The organism is Actinospineispora acaciae DSM 45401 (assembly GCF_000620785.1).
Lineage (GTDB): Bacteria > Actinomycetota > Actinomycetes > Mycobacteriales > Pseudonocardiaceae > Pseudonocardia > Pseudonocardia acaciae.
The window spans coordinates 335,217-350,092 of record NZ_JIAI01000005.1 but is presented as its reverse complement, the minus strand read 5'-3'; the positions used below and the strand labels follow the sequence as shown (position 1 = coordinate 350,092).

14 protein-coding genes are annotated in these 14,876 nt (G+C 71.2%); 11 read left to right on the top strand and 3 right to left on the bottom strand.

Annotated elements, in window-relative coordinates:
• Positions 1 to 303 precede the first annotated feature (303 nt).
• The gene (locus tag N912_RS0124690; RefSeq protein ID WP_037066277.1) at positions 304 to 1,227 is read left to right on the top strand and encodes a dihydrodipicolinate synthase family protein; all 924 of its coding nucleotides are present in this window, start codon (positions 304 to 306) and stop codon (positions 1,225 to 1,227) included.
• 17 nt (positions 1,228 to 1,244) lie between these two features.
• On the opposite strand, the gene N912_RS65255 is transcribed toward N912_RS0124690, so the two are convergent.
• On the bottom strand, positions 1,245 to 1,655 hold the full coding sequence (locus N912_RS65255; protein WP_156993958.1) for a DUF5666 domain-containing protein: 411 nt from the start codon (positions 1,653 to 1,655) through the stop codon (positions 1,245 to 1,247).
• Between the two features lie 710 nt (positions 1,656 to 2,365).
• On the opposite strand from N912_RS65255, the gene ectA reads away from it, so the two are divergent.
• The 8 genes from ectA to N912_RS0124645 all read left to right on the top strand — a co-directional run bounded on the left by ectA (position 2,366) and on the right by N912_RS0124645 (position 10,583).
• Entirely contained in the window at positions 2,366 to 2,953 is a 588-nt protein-coding gene (ectA, locus tag N912_RS54430) for a diaminobutyrate acetyltransferase (protein WP_342670875.1), read from the top strand.
• Between the two features lie 127 nt (positions 2,954 to 3,080).
• Complete coding sequence (gene ectB, locus N912_RS0124675) at positions 3,081 to 4,328, top strand: diaminobutyrate--2-oxoglutarate transaminase (RefSeq protein WP_028924486.1); 1,248 nt, start codon at positions 3,081 to 3,083, stop codon at positions 4,326 to 4,328.
• Entirely contained in the window at positions 4,328 to 4,762 is a 435-nt protein-coding gene (locus tag N912_RS54425) for an ectoine synthase (protein WP_051580722.1), read from the top strand. Before ectB ends, N912_RS54425 begins: the two co-directional genes overlap by 1 nt.
• Before the next feature lie 44 nt (positions 4,763 to 4,806).
• Positions 4,807 to 6,405: an AMP-binding protein gene (locus tag N912_RS54420; RefSeq protein WP_211261371.1), complete on the top strand. Its 1,599-nt coding sequence runs from the start codon at positions 4,807 to 4,809 to the stop codon at positions 6,403 to 6,405.
• Complete coding sequence (locus N912_RS0124660; RefSeq protein ID WP_028924485.1) at positions 6,405 to 7,637, top strand: acyl-CoA dehydrogenase family protein; 1,233 nt, start codon at positions 6,405 to 6,407, stop codon at positions 7,635 to 7,637. Before N912_RS54420 ends, N912_RS0124660 begins: the two co-directional genes overlap by 1 nt.
• Before the next feature lie 13 nt (positions 7,638 to 7,650).
• The gene (locus N912_RS0124655; RefSeq protein WP_028924484.1) at positions 7,651 to 8,394 is read left to right on the top strand and encodes an enoyl-CoA hydratase/isomerase family protein; all 744 of its coding nucleotides are present in this window, start codon (positions 7,651 to 7,653) and stop codon (positions 8,392 to 8,394) included.
• A gap of 92 nt (positions 8,395 to 8,486) precedes the next feature.
• Positions 8,487 to 9,437 (top strand): VOC family protein, encoded by a 951-nt coding sequence (locus N912_RS0124650; protein ID WP_037066274.1) that lies wholly within the window; start codon positions 8,487 to 8,489, stop codon positions 9,435 to 9,437.
• Positions 9,438 to 9,440: 3 nt separating this feature from the next.
• On the top strand, positions 9,441 to 10,583 hold the full coding sequence (locus N912_RS0124645) for an acyl-CoA dehydrogenase family protein (RefSeq protein ID WP_028924482.1): 1,143 nt from the start codon (positions 9,441 to 9,443) through the stop codon (positions 10,581 to 10,583).
• Here the strand turns inward: N912_RS0124645 and N912_RS54415 are convergent.
• Positions 10,580 to 11,389, bottom strand: a complete 810-nt coding sequence (locus N912_RS54415; RefSeq protein ID WP_211261370.1) for an SGNH/GDSL hydrolase family protein — start codon at positions 11,387 to 11,389, stop codon at positions 10,580 to 10,582. The genes N912_RS0124645 and N912_RS54415 overlap by 4 nt on opposite strands.
• Positions 11,390 to 11,519: 130 nt before the next feature.
• On the opposite strand from N912_RS54415, the gene N912_RS0124635 reads away from it, so the two are divergent.
• Entirely contained in the window at positions 11,520 to 12,200 is a 681-nt protein-coding gene (locus N912_RS0124635) for a DUF3159 domain-containing protein (RefSeq protein ID WP_028924481.1), read from the top strand.
• Between the two features lie 146 nt (positions 12,201 to 12,346).
• Entirely contained in the window at positions 12,347 to 14,164 is a 1,818-nt protein-coding gene (locus N912_RS63710; protein ID WP_028924480.1) for a hypothetical protein, read from the top strand.
• Between the two features lie 10 nt (positions 14,165 to 14,174).
• Here the strand turns inward: N912_RS63710 and thiE are convergent, their stop codons facing one another.
• Positions 14,175 to 14,849 (bottom strand): thiamine phosphate synthase, encoded by a 675-nt coding sequence (gene thiE, locus N912_RS0124625; protein WP_028924479.1) that lies wholly within the window; start codon positions 14,847 to 14,849, stop codon positions 14,175 to 14,177.
• Positions 14,850 to 14,876 lie beyond the last annotated feature (27 nt).

Below are 14,876 nucleotides of genomic sequence, written 5' to 3'. Positions count from 1 at the left end.
GGGTCAATATGCCGAGGAGATCCGATCACATCCAGTAGTCAAGCGCAGGGTCTAAGCAGCCGAGGAGTTTGTAGGCCAGGCGCCCACGCACGGGACCACAGTCTTCCAGGTGCCGCGATGGCACCGGCCGGGTGTGAGTGGCCGATGGGTCGGATGTGTTGGCAGTGAAGAGCGTTTGTCGGCTTAGTGGTGACGTTGAGTGAACGTCGGTTGGTGGTTGCGCCGTCGGGTTCTACCAAGTAGCCGTCCCGGGCCGGCTTTCCGTGGAAAGGTGCCGGGTGCGGGTCGGACTGGGGAGGGGTTGTGGCGCGAACGTCCGCTTTGACCGGGGTTGTCCCGGTGGTGCCGACGATCTTCCAGGACAACGAGGACCTCGACATGGCGGGGCTTCGGCGGGTCGTGGACTTCTTGATCGACTGCGAGGTCGACGGGGTGTGCGTGCTGGCCAACTACTCCGAGCAGTTCGCGCTGACCGACGGCGAGCGGGACGAGGTCGCCGGGGTGATCCTGGAGCGCGTCCAGGGGCGGGTGCCCGTGATCGTGACGACCAGTCATTACAGCGCGCGGGTCGCCGCCGAGCGCAGCCGCGCGGCGCAGGACATGGGCGCGGACATGGTGATGCTGATGCCGCCGTTCTTCGGTGCCACGCTCGGTGTGGCGGCGCCGGGCGTCGTCGACTACTTCGCGCGGGTCGCCGAGGCGATCGACATCCCGATCATGGTGCAGGACGCGCCGATGTCGAGCACGCCGCTGCCGACGGACCTCCTCGTGGAGCTGGTCGACCGGGTGCCGTCGGTCCGGTACGCCAAGATCGAGGTCCCGGGGGCGGCGGACAAGCTGCACGCGCTGGTCGAGAGGCTCGGCGGGCGGCTGGTCGGGCCGTTCGACGGGGAGGAGTCGGTCACGTTGATCCCGGACCTCGACGCCGGCGCCACCGGCACCATGTGCAGCTCGATGGTGCCCGACCGGCTCGGGCGGATCGTCCGGCGCTACCTCGCGGGCGAGCGCGCCGGCGCGACGGCCGACTGGGAGCGGCTGCTGCCGCTGATCCATTACGAGAACCGGCAGTGCGGGCTGCGCGCGCAGAAGATCCTGATGGCCGAGGGCGGGATCATCCGCTCGGAGCGGACCCGGGCTCCGTTCGCCCCGGTGTCGCCGAGAACGCGCGCCGGCCTGGTCGAGCTGGCCCGCCGCCATGACCCGCTGGTGCTCGGTTGGGCCGGTTGACGGCATAGCGGGAATGGTCAGCCATTGGGCGGGGGCGGGCTCGGGCTGGTCGACGGCTTGGGCGCGGCCTCGGCGATTCGGGCGGCGGAAATGGCGTCGCGGTCGCGTTGGCCGGTGACCCGCACGGTCTGGCCGACGGTGAATTTGTCGGCGGTGGCCGGGGCCTTCTTGGTGCCGAACTGGGTTTGCGGAGTAATGGTCACCGTGACGTCCTTGCCCTTCGCGGAGTGGACCGTCCAGGTGCCGCCGTTGATCGCGCTGATCTGGCCGGTCACGCCGTGCGCGGCCGGTGTGGCGGGGCCGGGAGCCGTCAACGGGGGCGGCGGCGCCGAATCCGTTCCCGAGCACCCGGCAGTGAGCCCGGCCGCTATCAGAACGAGCGCGCCGAACCGGGCCGGCTGAGAGCGAGAAATACTGGTCAGGGACATCACACTTCCTAGTCAGGTCGCCGTTCCACCTTCCGCGACCGCCCGCGACCAGCACGGACGTCACGCCTGAGGTCACACCGGTCAGTCTGGACGGCGGCTGTCAGGGCCGCGTCAGCCGAATGTTCGGGTTCGGTAATTATCCGGCGATACGCATTTATGTCCTTATTCTCGCCCGAGTCGAATGTGCCAGCGCGTGATCTTCACCGTCTCGGGGGTACGTCGCCGTCGCGGGGTAACCGTGAGAGAGGCCAGCGCTCTCGGAGCGCGGGACCGAAGCCGGGCCCGCGCGCACACCCGCGCCGCCGGGCGCGCGCACCCGCCTGAGCCGATCTCCCGAGCGCACGACCTCGGGACCGACGGCGTCCTCGGACGGACGGAGACGGGCGGACAAGGAGCCGCACGATGCTCCGCGTCACCGGCTAGTCCAAACGAGGTAGCACCTCGCCACACGAACGGCCGTGAGGTCGATCACTGAGTGTAATCTCACAAGACCGCGTCAGCACCCCATGGAGGGCACACCAGATACGCACGCGTCAGCGACCGCCCGCCGACGTGCAAATTTGGTGGTGAGTGACCTTCTCCCTCGCGGTACCCATGTGCGCCTTGAGCTAAACGTCCTTATCGCACTTTTCACAGAACTTAGTCGTTTTGGCTGGTCGGAGGCCCGTGGGAGTGCATTCAGGCGCACATCCTGTTACTTTAAGAGGATCATGAAAGTTGGTGACTTAACCGTCCCGTACGCCATGTCCCCTGACCAGACAATTCACATTGAGCGGCCCTCGATCGACGACGGAGTCGAGTGTTGGCGGCTGGCCAGCGAGTCCAAAGTGCTGGACGTCAACTCGAAGTACGCGTACCTGCTGTGGTGCCGCGACTTCGCCGAGACCTCCACCGTGGCGCGGCTCGGCCGGCGGGTGCTCGGCTTCATCACCGGGTACCGGCGGCCGGAGGAGCCGCGCACGCTGCTGGTCTGGCAGGTCGCCGTGCACTCCGACGCGCGCGGCCAGGGCCTGGCCGGACGGATGCTGGACGCACTGTTCGACCAGGTCGACGGCGTCGACCACCTGGAGACCACGATCACCCCGGACAACACCGCGTCGATCGCGCTGTTCCGGGCGTTCGCGAAGCGCCGGGGCGCGCGGGTCAGGACCGACGAGCTGTTCGGCGCCGACCTGCTCGGTGGCGACCACGAACCGGAGCACAAGTACCGCATCGGACCCATCTCGCCCGACGGCGATGGCGTGGGTCCGTCAGAGCGGGCGGGACCACGAGCGAACGTCCTGCCCGAGAGGACGTGAAGCGTTTGTACAGCCCGATCGCAAGTGTCCCTGCCCGGCGAGCCTGAGGAGCGCCTCCGTGACGATCACCAAGACGACCCCCGACGCACCGACCGTCGCGTCGCAGGCCGAGCCTGCCAGCGACCCGTTGAGCACGTTCGCCGCGCTCGAGTCCGAGGTCCGCAGCTACTGCCGAGGCTGGCCGGTCATGTTCGACACCGCCGTCGGGTCGCGGATGACGGACGTCGACGGCAAGACCTACCTGGACTTCTTCGCCGGCGCGGGCGCACTGAACTACGGGCACAACAACCCCGCCCTCAAGGGCGCGCTGATCGACTACCTGCAGCGTGACGGCGTGACGCACGCGCTGGACATGCACACCGTCGCGAAGCGGGAGTTCCTGGAGACGTTCTCCGAGCTGGTGCTCAAGCCCAGGAAGCTGGACTACAAGGTCCAGTTCCCCGGCCCGACCGGCACCACCGCCGTGGAGGCCGCGCTCAAGCTGGCCCGCAAGGTGACCGGCAAGGAAGCGATGATCAACTTCACCAACGCGTTCCACGGCATGACGCTGGGCTCGCTGTCGGTGACCGGGAACTCGATGAAGCGCGGCGGCGCCGGCATCCCGCTGGTGCACGCCACCCCGATGCCCTACGACAACTACTTCGACGGCCAGGTGCCGGACTTCCTGTGGTTCGAGAAGGTGCTCGAGGACGCCGGCTCCAGCCTGAACGAGCCGGCCGCCGTGATCGTGGAGACCGTCCAGGGCGAGGGCGGCATCAACCCGGCGCGGGCGGAGTGGCTGCGCGGGCTGGCCGAGCTCTGTCGCCGGCACGACATCCTGCTTATCGTTGACGACGTGCAGATGGGCTGCGGGCGCACCGGGCCGTTCTTCAGCTTCGAGATCGCCGGCATCCAGCCGGACATCGTGTGCCTGTCCAAGTCGATCAGCGGCTACGGCTCGCCGATGGGCCTGACGCTGGTCAAGCCCGAGCTGGACGTCTGGTCGCCGGGCGAGCACAACGGCACGTTCCGCGGTTACAACCCGGCGTTCGTGACGGCCACCGCCGCGCTGCGCGAGTACTGGGCCGACGAGCGGCTGGAGAAGAGCACGCTGGCCAAGGGCGACACCGTGGAGGCCAGCCTGACCGAGCTGGTGGAGTCGCTGCCAGGGGCGGACCTGCAGGTCAAGGGTCGCGGCCTGGCCAGGGGCCTTGGCTTCGGCAAGGCCGAGCTAGCCGACCGGGCCGCGGCGGCCGCGTTCGAGCGCGGGCTGCTGCTGGAGACCTCCGGCCCGGACAGCGAGGTCGCCAAGATCATGCCGGCGCTGACCATCAGCGACGACGAGCTGACAGACGGACTGGACATCTTCGCCGACGCGGTCAGGAGTGTGGTCTGATGATCGTTCGCAGCCTTGACGAGATCACCGGTACCGACCGGGACGTCATCACGCCGAACTGGCGCAGCAAGCGCATCGTGCTCGGCGGCGACCGGGTGGGCTTCTCGCTGCACGAGACGGTGCTCGACGCCGGGTCGGTGAACGACTTCTGGTACGCCAACCACATCGAGGCGGTCTTCGTCGTGGAGGGCGAGGGCGAGCTGCTGGACAAGGACAACGACGTCACCTACCAGCTGCGGCCCGGCTCGATGTACCTGCTCAACGGGCACGAGCACCACCAGCTGCGGCCGAAGACGCAGATGCGCACGGTGTGCGTGTTCAACCCCCCGGTGACCGGGCGCGAGGTGCACGACGAGAACGGCGTCTACCCGCTGATCCCCGTGGACGACCTTGAGCCGACGACCGAGGGCGGGGCGACCAAGGAGGCGTCCTGACGCCGCCGGAACCGGGGACGGGCAACCAGCCGCTGGAGGACCTGGTGCTCGGCGAGGTACTCGCTCGCCGGGCGCTGACCCACCGGACGGAGACCTTCCTCGAGTTCCGAGGCGGAAGTTTCAGCTACGGCGAGGTGGACCTGGCCGCGAACCGCATCGCACAGGGGCTGCTCGCGGCCGGGGTCCGCCCCGGCGACCACGTCGCGGTGATGCTGCCCAACTGCCCCGAGATGGTCTTCGTGATCTTCGCACTGGCCAGGGCGGGCGCGGTGGCGGTGCCGGTGAACACGGCGTACCGGGGCGAGCTGTTGCGCCACGTGATCGCCACCGCGGACGTGTCGAGCATGGTGATCGACGCGAGCTACGCCGACCGGCTGCCGCCGATCGTGTCCGCGCTGCCGGGGCTGAACCGGCTGTTCGTGCGCACCGACGAGGCACCGGGCATATCCCTGCACGGGCTCGGTCGCCCGGCCACCCGGCTGTCCGACCTGATGGTGCACGGCGCCTCCGCGCCGGAGGTCAAGGCCAGCTTCTCCGACCTGCAGGCGATCATGTACACGTCCGGGACCACCGGGCCCTCCAAGGGCGCCATGGTCCCGCACGCGCTCGCCCTGACCTGCGCGGAGGACTCGCTGAAGTTCCTCGACAGGTGGGGCAAGAAGATCTACTGCCCGCTGCCGCTGTTCCACGCCGCCGGGCTGTGGGACGGCATGATGGCCGCGCTGCTCGGCGGCGGCTCGATCGCCGTGGTGGAACGGTTCAGCGCTTCGCGGTTCTGGGACGACGTGCGGTACTTCAACGCGCAGGTCACCATGAGCGTGTTCGCCATGATCCCTATCCTGCTCAACCGCCCGGCCACCGACCGCGACCGCGACCACTCGATGGAGATCTTCTACATGGGCAAGTCCGCGCTGGACGAGCCGCTCTACGAGCGGTTCGGGGTGCGGTCGGTGGAGACGTACACCAGCACCGAGGCGGGCATCCCGACGGCGAGCCCGTTCGGCGAGTGGCGGCACGGCTCGTGCGGCCAGGCCAACTCCGAGCGGTTCGAGGTCGGGATCGTGGACGAGCACGACAGGCTGCTCGGCCCGGGCGAGCCCGGCGAGATCGTGGTGCGGCCCAGGCAGCCGTGGGTGATCACGTCCGGCTACTACGGGCGGCCGGACGCGACGGCGCACACCTTCCGCAACATGTGGTTCCACACCGGGGACAGGGGTTGGCGCGACGACGACGGGTACTACTACTTCCTGGACCGGATGTCCGACGCGATCCGCAGGCGCGGGGAGAACATCTCCGCGTTCGACATCGAGTCGGAGGCGAACCTGCACCCCGCCGTGCTGGAGACGGCGGCCATCGGGGTTCCGTCCGAGCTGGAGGAGGAAGAGGTGAAGCTGGCAGTGGTGTGCCGGCCCGGCGCCGAGGTCTCCCACGAGGAGCTGATCACGCACCTGAAGCTCAAGCTGCCGAGCTTCATGGTGCCCCGGTACCTCGAGTTCGTCGACGAGCTGCCGCGCACGCCGACGGACAAGATCGCCAAGTACGAGCTGAGGGCCGCCGGGGACAGCGGGATCACCGCCGCCACCTGGGACCGGGAGGCGTACGCCTCGCGGCCGGCCACCGACCAACCGGTGGTGGGTGACTGATGGACTGGGCGGACACGCCGGAGCAGGCGGCCTTCCGCGCCGAGGTGCGCTCCTTCATCGGGGAGAACTTCCCCGCGAGCTACCGGCCGGACCCTGACGCGGAGCAGAGCCTGGAGCCGGAGGACGTCTACGGCTACAACTGGCCGGTCGACCGCTCGTCCGACGACCCGGCGCGGCGGGAGGGCGCGCGGGCGTGGGCGTCCGCGCTGGCCTCCCGGGGGTGGATCACCCCGGGCTGGCCGGAGGAGTACGGCGGCGCCGGGCTGTCCGCGCTGGAGGAGTTCATCCTCTCCGAGGAGATGATGCGCGCCGGGGTGCCCACGGTGAACGGCATCGGCGCGTTCCTGCTCGGGCCAACGCTGCTCGCGCACGGCACGGACGCCCAGAAGTCCGAGCACCTGCCGGCCATCGCGCGCGGCGAGCGGACCTGGGCGCAGGGGTTCTCCGAAACCGAGTCGGGCTCCGACCTGGCCTCGCTGCGCACCCGCGCTGTTCGTGACGGCGAGGAATACGTGGTGAACGGCCAGAAGGTGTGGACCTCGCTGGGCCACCACGCCGACTGGCTGTTCGTGCTCGTCCGCACCGACCCCACCGCCGAGCGCCCCCACCGGGGCATCACGTTCCTGCTGGTCGACACCGCGACCCTGGGCGTGACGGTCCGGCCGATCCAGGACATCCGGGGCGACGCTCCGTTCTCCGAGGTGTTCTTCGAAGACGCGCGGATCCCGGTGGCCAACCGGGTGGGCGAGGAGAACCGCGGCTGGTACGTGGCGATGGACGCGCTCTCGTTCGAGCGCGCGGGCATCGGCGCGACCGTCAAGTACGAGCAGGCGCTGGCCCGGCTCACCTCGTACCTGGGCTCGCCCGAGGGCGAGGAGTACCGCAGGGCGGACTGGGGCCACGGCGCGCGCCGCGACCTCGCCCGCCGCTACACCGAGATGCGGGTGCTCTACAACCTCGCCCGCTACACCGTCTCCCAGCAGGCGGCCGGCGCCGTGCCCGGCTACGAGGCGTCGGTGAACCAGCTGTTCAGCGCCGAGCTGCACCAGCGACTCGCCCGCACCGCGGCGCGCGTGTTCGGCCCGTACGCCCAGCTCTGGCGCGGCGGCCCGCTGGACGCCCGCTTCACCCACCAGCGGCTGGACTCGGTGGCCGCTACCTTCCTCGGCGGGACCGCCGAGATCCAACGCAACGTGATAGCCACCCGGGGCCTGGGACTGCCCCGTTCGTGACCCTGGAGGACCGATGTACGAAGGCCTGGACGTCCAAACCAAGGACAGGGTCTGCTGGATCACGCTGAACCGGCCGGACAAGCTCAACGCGCTGACCCCGGAGATGATGCACGCGCTGCGGCGGGTGTTCACCGAGATCGACGACGACCACGACGTGAACGTGGCGGTGCTGCGCGGCGCGGGCGAGCGGGCGTTCTGCGCCGGCATGGACCTCAAGTGGTCGGAGTCGCTGACCAAGGCCGACCGCATCGAGCAGGGCCGCCTGGGCGAGAAGACATTCGCCATGATGGAGCGGCTGTCCATCCCGGTGTTCGCGGCCGTGCACGGCTACGCGGTGGGCGGCGGCCTGGAGTTCGCGCTCGGCGCCGACTTCATCGTCGCGCACGAGAACGCCAAGATGGGCCTTGTCGAGATCACCCTGTCCGCCCGCCCGCCCTACCGCCCGAAGATGACCGAGGACGGCGACCCCGACCAGCCCGAGTTCGGCGGCAACGCCCCCGGCTGGGGCGGCGTCAAGCGCCTGCCGCAGCGCATCGGCCTGGCCCGCGCCAAGGAGATGCTGTTCACCGGCATCCGCCTGGACGCCGCCCGCGCGCTGCAGCTCGGCCTGGTCAACGACGTGTTCACCGCGGAGGAGTTCGACGACCGCGTGGCGGCCCTGGCCGAGCGCATCGCCGCCATGAACCGCTACAACCTGCGCCTGGTCAAGGAGCTGGTGGCCGGCGGCTACGACTGGATCGAACCGCACCCGGTCTGATGCAAATGCCCAGGTCACGACCCGTGAGTGGCTAGGGGTGCTATGGCACCCCTAGCCACTCACGGCCTCTGACCTGCGACGAAGGAGGAGTTGTGCTCCGGATTTACCGGATCGATCACGTCGCGGTGGCCACGCCGGACCTGGACAAGCACGTGGGGCTGTTCGAAAGGGTGTTCGGGTTTCGGCGTACGCACGAGTGGGACAACCCGCTGGCGGGCGTGCGCGGCGTGCGGCTGGAGGTGCCCGGCGCGTTCGGGCAGTACTGGGTGGTGATCGCGCCGTCCGGTGACGGGTCGCTGCAGGGGTGGCTGGACGAGCACGGCGGCCGGGCCGGGCTGCACCACGTCGGCGCCGAGGTGCCCGACCTGGACGCGGCCGTGGCCGAGCTGGAGTCGCGCGGGCTGAAGGTCACGGACTCGGTGCCGGGCAACTGGGTGGAGGCGTCGCTGTCGCCGCCCGAGCACGGGCCGGGCGTGCTGTGGCGGCTGCGCGGGCCCGGCAACCTGGCCATGCTCGGCGACGAGGACGCGCGGGCGGTCTCGCCGGGTCCGGTGGAAGGGCCGACGCTGGGGATCCTCGGCATCGACCACATCTGCCAGGCCTTCCACGACCGCGACGAGCTGGCCCGCTGGTACGCCGAGCTGGCCGGGTTCGTGCAGGTCTGGCGAACCGCCGAGGACGAGATCCCGGACATGGCGGACCTGGTGCTCAACGTCCCGGGGTCGTCGATCTGCTGGGAGGTCATCACCGGGCGCGGCGAGGACTCGTTCGTGGACAAGTTCCTGGCCCGCAGCGGGCCGGCCGCGCACCACGTCACCTTCCAGGTGGCGGACTGGGACACCGCGCTGGCCGCCTGCGCCGCGCACGAGATCCCGACCTTCGACGACGAGGAGGGCGTCAAGGACGGGGCGGCGTGGAAGCACACGTTCATTCACCCCAAGCACGCCGGCGGGGTGCTCGTCCAGCTGTTCTGGGAGGAACGGCCGGGGGTGTGGGTCCGCTCGGACAAGATCCCTCCGAACACAACACAGCCGGTCGGCTGACCGATGGACCTCACGCTCACCGAGGACCAGGAGCTGATCCAGCGCACCGCCCGCGAGCTGCTGCAAGCGCGGGCGGCGAGCGCCGGGATGCGTTCGATGGCCGACGACCCGGCGGGCTACTCCGGCGCGCTGTGGAAGGAGATGGTCGAGCTCGGCTGGCCGGGCATGGCGATCCCGGAGGAGCACGGCGGGGTCGGCGAGGGGTTCCTGGAGGCCTGCCTGCTGATCGAGGAGATGGGCGCGGCGCTGGTGCCGGGGCCGTACCTGGGCACGGTGGCCTGCTGTGCGCAGCCGATCGCCGCGCACGGCACCGACCGGCAGCGGGCGCACTGGCTGGCCGAGGTCGCGCGCGGGCGGGTGCTGAGCTACGCCCCGCCCGGTCGGGACGGCGGTTGGGGTACCGACGGTTCGCCGGTCACGGCGGTCGGCGCGGACGGCGGTGGGTACCTGCTCACCGGTACCGCGCGGTTCGTGCCGTTCGGGCGCTCGGCGGAGGACGTCCTGGTGGTGGCGTCCGGCCCCGGCTCGGAGGAGACGACGGCGTTCCTGGTGGATGCGCGCTCGCCCGGCATCACCCACCGGCCGCTGGACACGATCGGCCCGGACCGGCCGGTGCACCTGTCGTTCTCCGACGTGGCGGTGGCCGACGACCGGGTCATCGGCGGCGTGGGCCACGGGCGCGCGGTAGCCGAGTCGATCACCGCGTATGGCGCGGCGGCGACGGCGGCGGAGATGATCGGCGGCGCCCAGCGGGTGCTGGACATGACCGTGGAGTACGCCAAGACGCGCGAGCAGTTCGGCCGCCCGATCGGCGGTTTCCAGGCCGTGCAGCACCACTGCGCGGACATGGCGATCGACGTGCTGGGCGCGCGGTTCATCGGCTACGAGGCGATCTGGCGGCTGGCGAACGCTCCGGCCGGCGACGCCGAGGCACGGCTGGCGGTCGCGCTGGCCAAGGCGTGGACCAGCGAGGCGTACGAACGGGTGTGTGCGCTCGGCCAGCAGGTGCACGGCGCGATCGGCTTCACCGCCGAGCACGACCTGCACCTGTACACCCGCCACGCCACGAGCACGGCGCTGGCCTTCGGCGACGGCGACTTCCACACCGACCGGGTGGCCGACCTGATCGGCCTGCCCCCGGGCTAGATCACGGCGCGCGAGGTCGCCGCCCCGCCGGGCGGGTTCTCCGCGATGTAGGGCATCAGCTCGGGACGTTTGGGCTGGAAGCCGTCGCCGGTCTGGTGTCCGCGCGCCCACTTGGACAGGAACGGCAGCAGGTAGTTGCGCGTCCAGTCCAGGTCCTCCTGGCGGCGGCGCAGCCAGGGGTGCTGGACCGGATCGGCCAGCGGCTCGCGCCAGTCCTCGGTGACCGGGATGCCGAGCACCTCCAGGGTGCGCAGCGACACCCTGCGGTGTCCGTCCGGGGTGAGGTGCAGCCGGTCGCGGCCCCAGGAGCGCGGGTCGGACAGCGGCGCCATCGCCCACAGGTCCACGATCCGGCAGCCGTGCTTGTCGGCGATGGCGCGCAGCAGCTCGTTGAAGGTGGCGATGCGGCCGCGCAGCCGGCTGAGCACCGGCACCTTGCGGGTGTCGAAGCCGGCGAAGATGACCACGTCCGCGCCCGTGCTGACCAGCCTGGCCAGCGCGGCGTCGCACCGCTCGGCCACCGAGTCCGGGTCGCACCGCGGACGGATGATGTCGTTGCCGCCGGCGCTGAACGTGATCAGGTCCGGCCGGAGCTGCTCGGCGATCGGGACCTGGTCGGCGACTATCTGGTCGATCAGCTTGCCGCGCACGGCGAGGTTCGCGTACCGGAAGTCCGGTACGTTCTGGGCGAGGCGTTCGGCCACCCGGTCGGCCCAGCCGCGCGGTGTGCCGTCGTCACGCAGGTCGTCGAGTCCCTCGGTGAAGCTGTCGCCGATCGCGACGTAGCTCGTCCACGCAGCCCGCACCACTAGCCTCCCCCTCGTTCAGGACCGATTCACCCTCCGGTCAGCGGCTATCCATCCAGGATTACCCGTAAGACGCCCAGACGCCACATCTTCTTCCGGCGCGTCGCAATTGCTACGGCAGAGTGGGGACATGGCACGCGAACCGGACGTCTCGAGCCCCTCACTGACCGACGTCTTGGGCGGTCGGACGGGAGCGCTCGATGCGGGAGTGCCTGCTGTGGCATTTGTCACAGGTTGGGGAATCGCCGGGGCGGCCGGGTGGGCGGACGGGGTGCTCTGGGGCGCCGGAGCGGCGTTCGCGGCCGGCGTCGTGCTCGCGGTGGTGCGGCTGGCGCGGGGGCGCCGCCCGGCGGCGGTGGTGCTCGGACTGCTCGGCGTGGTCGCGGCGTCACTGGTGGTCATCTACACAGGCCGGGCGGCCGACTTCTTCCTGATTCAGATCGCCTCGAACGTGGCCAGCGCGCTGTTCTGGGTGACGTCCATCGCCGTCCGCTGGCCACTACTCGGGGTGATCGTCGGGTTCGTACTCGGTCAACGCACCAGGTGGCGGGCGGATCCGGACCTGATGCGTGGCTACTCCCGGGCGAGCTGGGTGTGGGTGGCGCAGTACCTGGTGCGGCTGGCCATTTTCATCCCGCTCTACCGCGCTGACCAGGTCATTGCGTTGGGAATCGCCCGCGCGCTGACGTGGGTGCCGGTGGTGGCCTGCATCGCGTTGTCCTGGCCGGTGATGCGCACCGCCCTGCCGGAAGATCATCCCGGGATCCGCTACCCTCGGGCACGGTCGGGTGGGAACGCTCACGATAGGTGATCGTCGGTGGTTCGCCCGGCGAGGCGCGACAACCCCCGAGTACTTACCTACGCTCTCCACCGGCACCTGGAGCTATGACCGTCAAACCCGGCTCAGAAGTCCCATCCACCAGCGGGGCCGAGGCGAGGTCTCCGCGTACCACGGCGATGACGGACACCCCGCCGACCGCCGACCCGACAGCGGCCGACCGGCCGCACACGGACATCCCCACCCAGGCCGAGAGCTCGGACGACCGCGCCCGGCCGGAACGGGCTCCCGAATCCGCGACCGCCGCCGCCCCCGAGTCAGCGGCCGAGTCCGCGCCGGAAGTCGAGCCCAAGCCGGACGCCGAGCCCGAGCCCGAAGCCGAGTCCGAGTCCGAGTCCGAGTCCGAGCCTGAGGCCGAGTCCGAACCGACCGCCGAAGCCGAGCCTGAAGCCGCTTCCGAGCCGGCCGCCGGACCGAAGGCTGAGCCCTCGCACGCTCCGGAGCCAACGGCGGGCAGCGATCCCGAGCGGTCGGAACCGGACCAACCGGGAGCGCCCGGCGCGGACCCCGACGACGAGACGACGTCCTCGGCGGATCCGGACGACGCCCTGCCGGCCGCGCCCGACCTGGACCCCGAGAGCGACACGTCCTCGTCCGCGAAGCCCGAGCCCAAGCCCGAGCCCAAGCCGGAAGCCGAATCCGAAGACGACACGGCCTCGGCGGCCGAGGACGCGGACCACACCGCGCTCATGCCCCAACTCGGCGCGGAACCGACCCTCAAGATCCCGCCAGGACGGCGGCCGCCACGGCAGCCCTCGGGCCGGCCCAAGCCCCGGCCGGACACGCCCGCCAACCGACCGGCCCCGCCCGGCGCACCGACCAACGGGGCCGCCGCGTTCACCAACCGGCCGGGCCAGCAGGCCAACCGTCCGGCCGCTCGCCCCAACCGGCCCGCCGCGGCGTCCAACCGCCCGCCCACCCCGACCAACCGGCCGAACCCGCCCTCCAACCGCCCGAGCCCCTCGGCAAACCGGCCGCTCGGTCGCCCCGTCATGCCACCCCCACCGGGGCCGAACCGCGTCCCGGTCGGCGGCATCCCCGCGCCCCGGCCCTGGCCGGCGAACCGGGCACAGCCGGTGCCGTTCGGACCCGCCCCGCTCAAGCCGACGGCGCCCGATCCGAACGCACCGGCGGCCGAGGACGCCGCCAAGTCGACGAGCAAGGCCGAGCTGACGATGAGCAAGGTGCTCGCCGGAGGCATGGCCGCCGCCACGTCCGCAGTCCTCGGCTCCTACTTCGGCGCGTTCGGCACGGTCGCGGGCGCGGCGCTCGGATCCGTGGCCACCACCGTCAGCACCACGATCTACCAGCGTTCCATCGAGCGCACCCGGGACTCGGTGAAGACGAAGGTGCGCCAGGTCACCGGCCGCCCTGACGACCCGACCAGCTCGGCCAAGTCCACCGCGGCGGCCGGCGCCGCCGGGTCCAACCCGTTCGACGCCGAGACCGTCCACATGGACCCGCCGAAGCGGCCGAGGCGCCGCTCGGTGAAGCTGCTGATCGCCGGCACGGTGATCATTTTCGCGGTGGGCCTGGCGCTGGTCACCGGGGTCGAGTGGGCCAAGGGCTCGCCGATCTCCGGAGGCACCAGCGGAACCAGCGTCGGGCGGGTGCTCGTACCGAAGGCCCCGCCGCCCCGCCAGGACCCGGTGCAGCGGCCCAGCGTGACCACGCCGAGCTCGGAGAGCTCACACGACGACTCGGACGACTCAGGCGACTCGCGGGACTCGCACAGCTCGCGGCGCTCCGACGACTCCCGGGACTCGGACCGTTCCACCGACCCCAGCGAGGAACGCCGCTCGCACCTGGACGACCTGCTCCCCTCGCAGTCGTCCAAGCCCAGCAGGTCCCAGCGCACCGAGCCGAGCTCACAACCGCTGCTGCCCGGGCTCGGCCAGCAGGGCTCCGGCGGCCTGCTCCAGCAACCCGACCGCTGACCTCGCGGGGCTACGGACGGAGACGGTCGGCCAGCGCGCGGGCGGCGGCCGTCGGGTCGGGCGCCTCGGTGATCGCGCGGACGACCACGACCCGGCGCGCCCCGGCCGCCAGCACGTCGTCCAGCCGCGCGTCCCTGTCGATGCCGCCGATGGCGAACCACGGCCGGGCGGTGCCCGTCGCGGCCACCGTGCGGATCAGGTCCAGCCCTGGCGCGGGGCGGCCGGGCTTGGTCGGCGTGGGCCACACCGGCCCGGCGCAGAAGTAGTCCACGCCGGGCTCGACGGCCGCGGCCGCCGCCTCGTCGACGGCGTGCGTGGACCGGCCGATCACCGGCCCGTCGCCGAGGATCCGCCGCGCCCACGACACCGGCAGGTCGTCCTGGCCGAGGTGCAGCACGTCGGCGCCCACGGCGAGCGCCACGTCGGCCCTGTCGTTCACCGCGAGCAGCGCACCGTGCCGCGCGCAGGCCTCGGCGAGCACCTCCAGGGCGGCGATCTCCTCGCGCGCCTCCAGCGGGGCGCCGGCGTCCGACTTGTCCCGAAGCTGCAGGATGTCCACCCCACCGGCCAGCGCCGCGTCGGCGAACTCGGCCAGGTCACGGGTGTCCCGGCGGGCGCCGGTGCACAGGTAGAGCCTGGCGTCGGCCAGCCGGGCGCGCAGCTTCTCGGGGTCCAGGTCGGGCACGGGCTCGACGCTAGCGCCCCGTGCCGG

Excerpts from the sequence above, each read along its gene's own strand:
- N912_RS0124635 (WP_028924481.1), top strand. The coding sequence starts at position 11,520 with ATGGCACGCGAACCGGACGTCTCGAGCCCCTCACTGACCGACGTCTTG.
- N912_RS54425 (WP_051580722.1), top strand. The coding sequence starts at position 4,328 with ATGATCGTTCGCAGCCTTGACGAGATCACCGGTACCGACCGGGACGTC.
- N912_RS0124645 (WP_028924482.1), top strand. The coding sequence starts at position 9,441 with ATGGACCTCACGCTCACCGAGGACCAGGAGCTGATCCAGCGCACCGCC.
- N912_RS63710 (WP_028924480.1), top strand. The coding sequence starts at position 12,347 with ATGACGGACACCCCGCCGACCGCCGACCCGACAGCGGCCGACCGGCCG.
- N912_RS65255 (WP_156993958.1), bottom strand. The coding sequence starts at position 1,655 with ATGTCCCTGACCAGTATTTCTCGCTCTCAGCCGGCCCGGTTCGGCGCG.
- ectA (WP_342670875.1), top strand. The coding sequence starts at position 2,366 with ATGAAAGTTGGTGACTTAACCGTCCCGTACGCCATGTCCCCTGACCAG.
- N912_RS0124660 (WP_028924485.1), top strand. The coding sequence starts at position 6,405 with ATGGACTGGGCGGACACGCCGGAGCAGGCGGCCTTCCGCGCCGAGGTG.
- N912_RS0124655 (WP_028924484.1), top strand. The coding sequence starts at position 7,651 with ATGTACGAAGGCCTGGACGTCCAAACCAAGGACAGGGTCTGCTGGATC.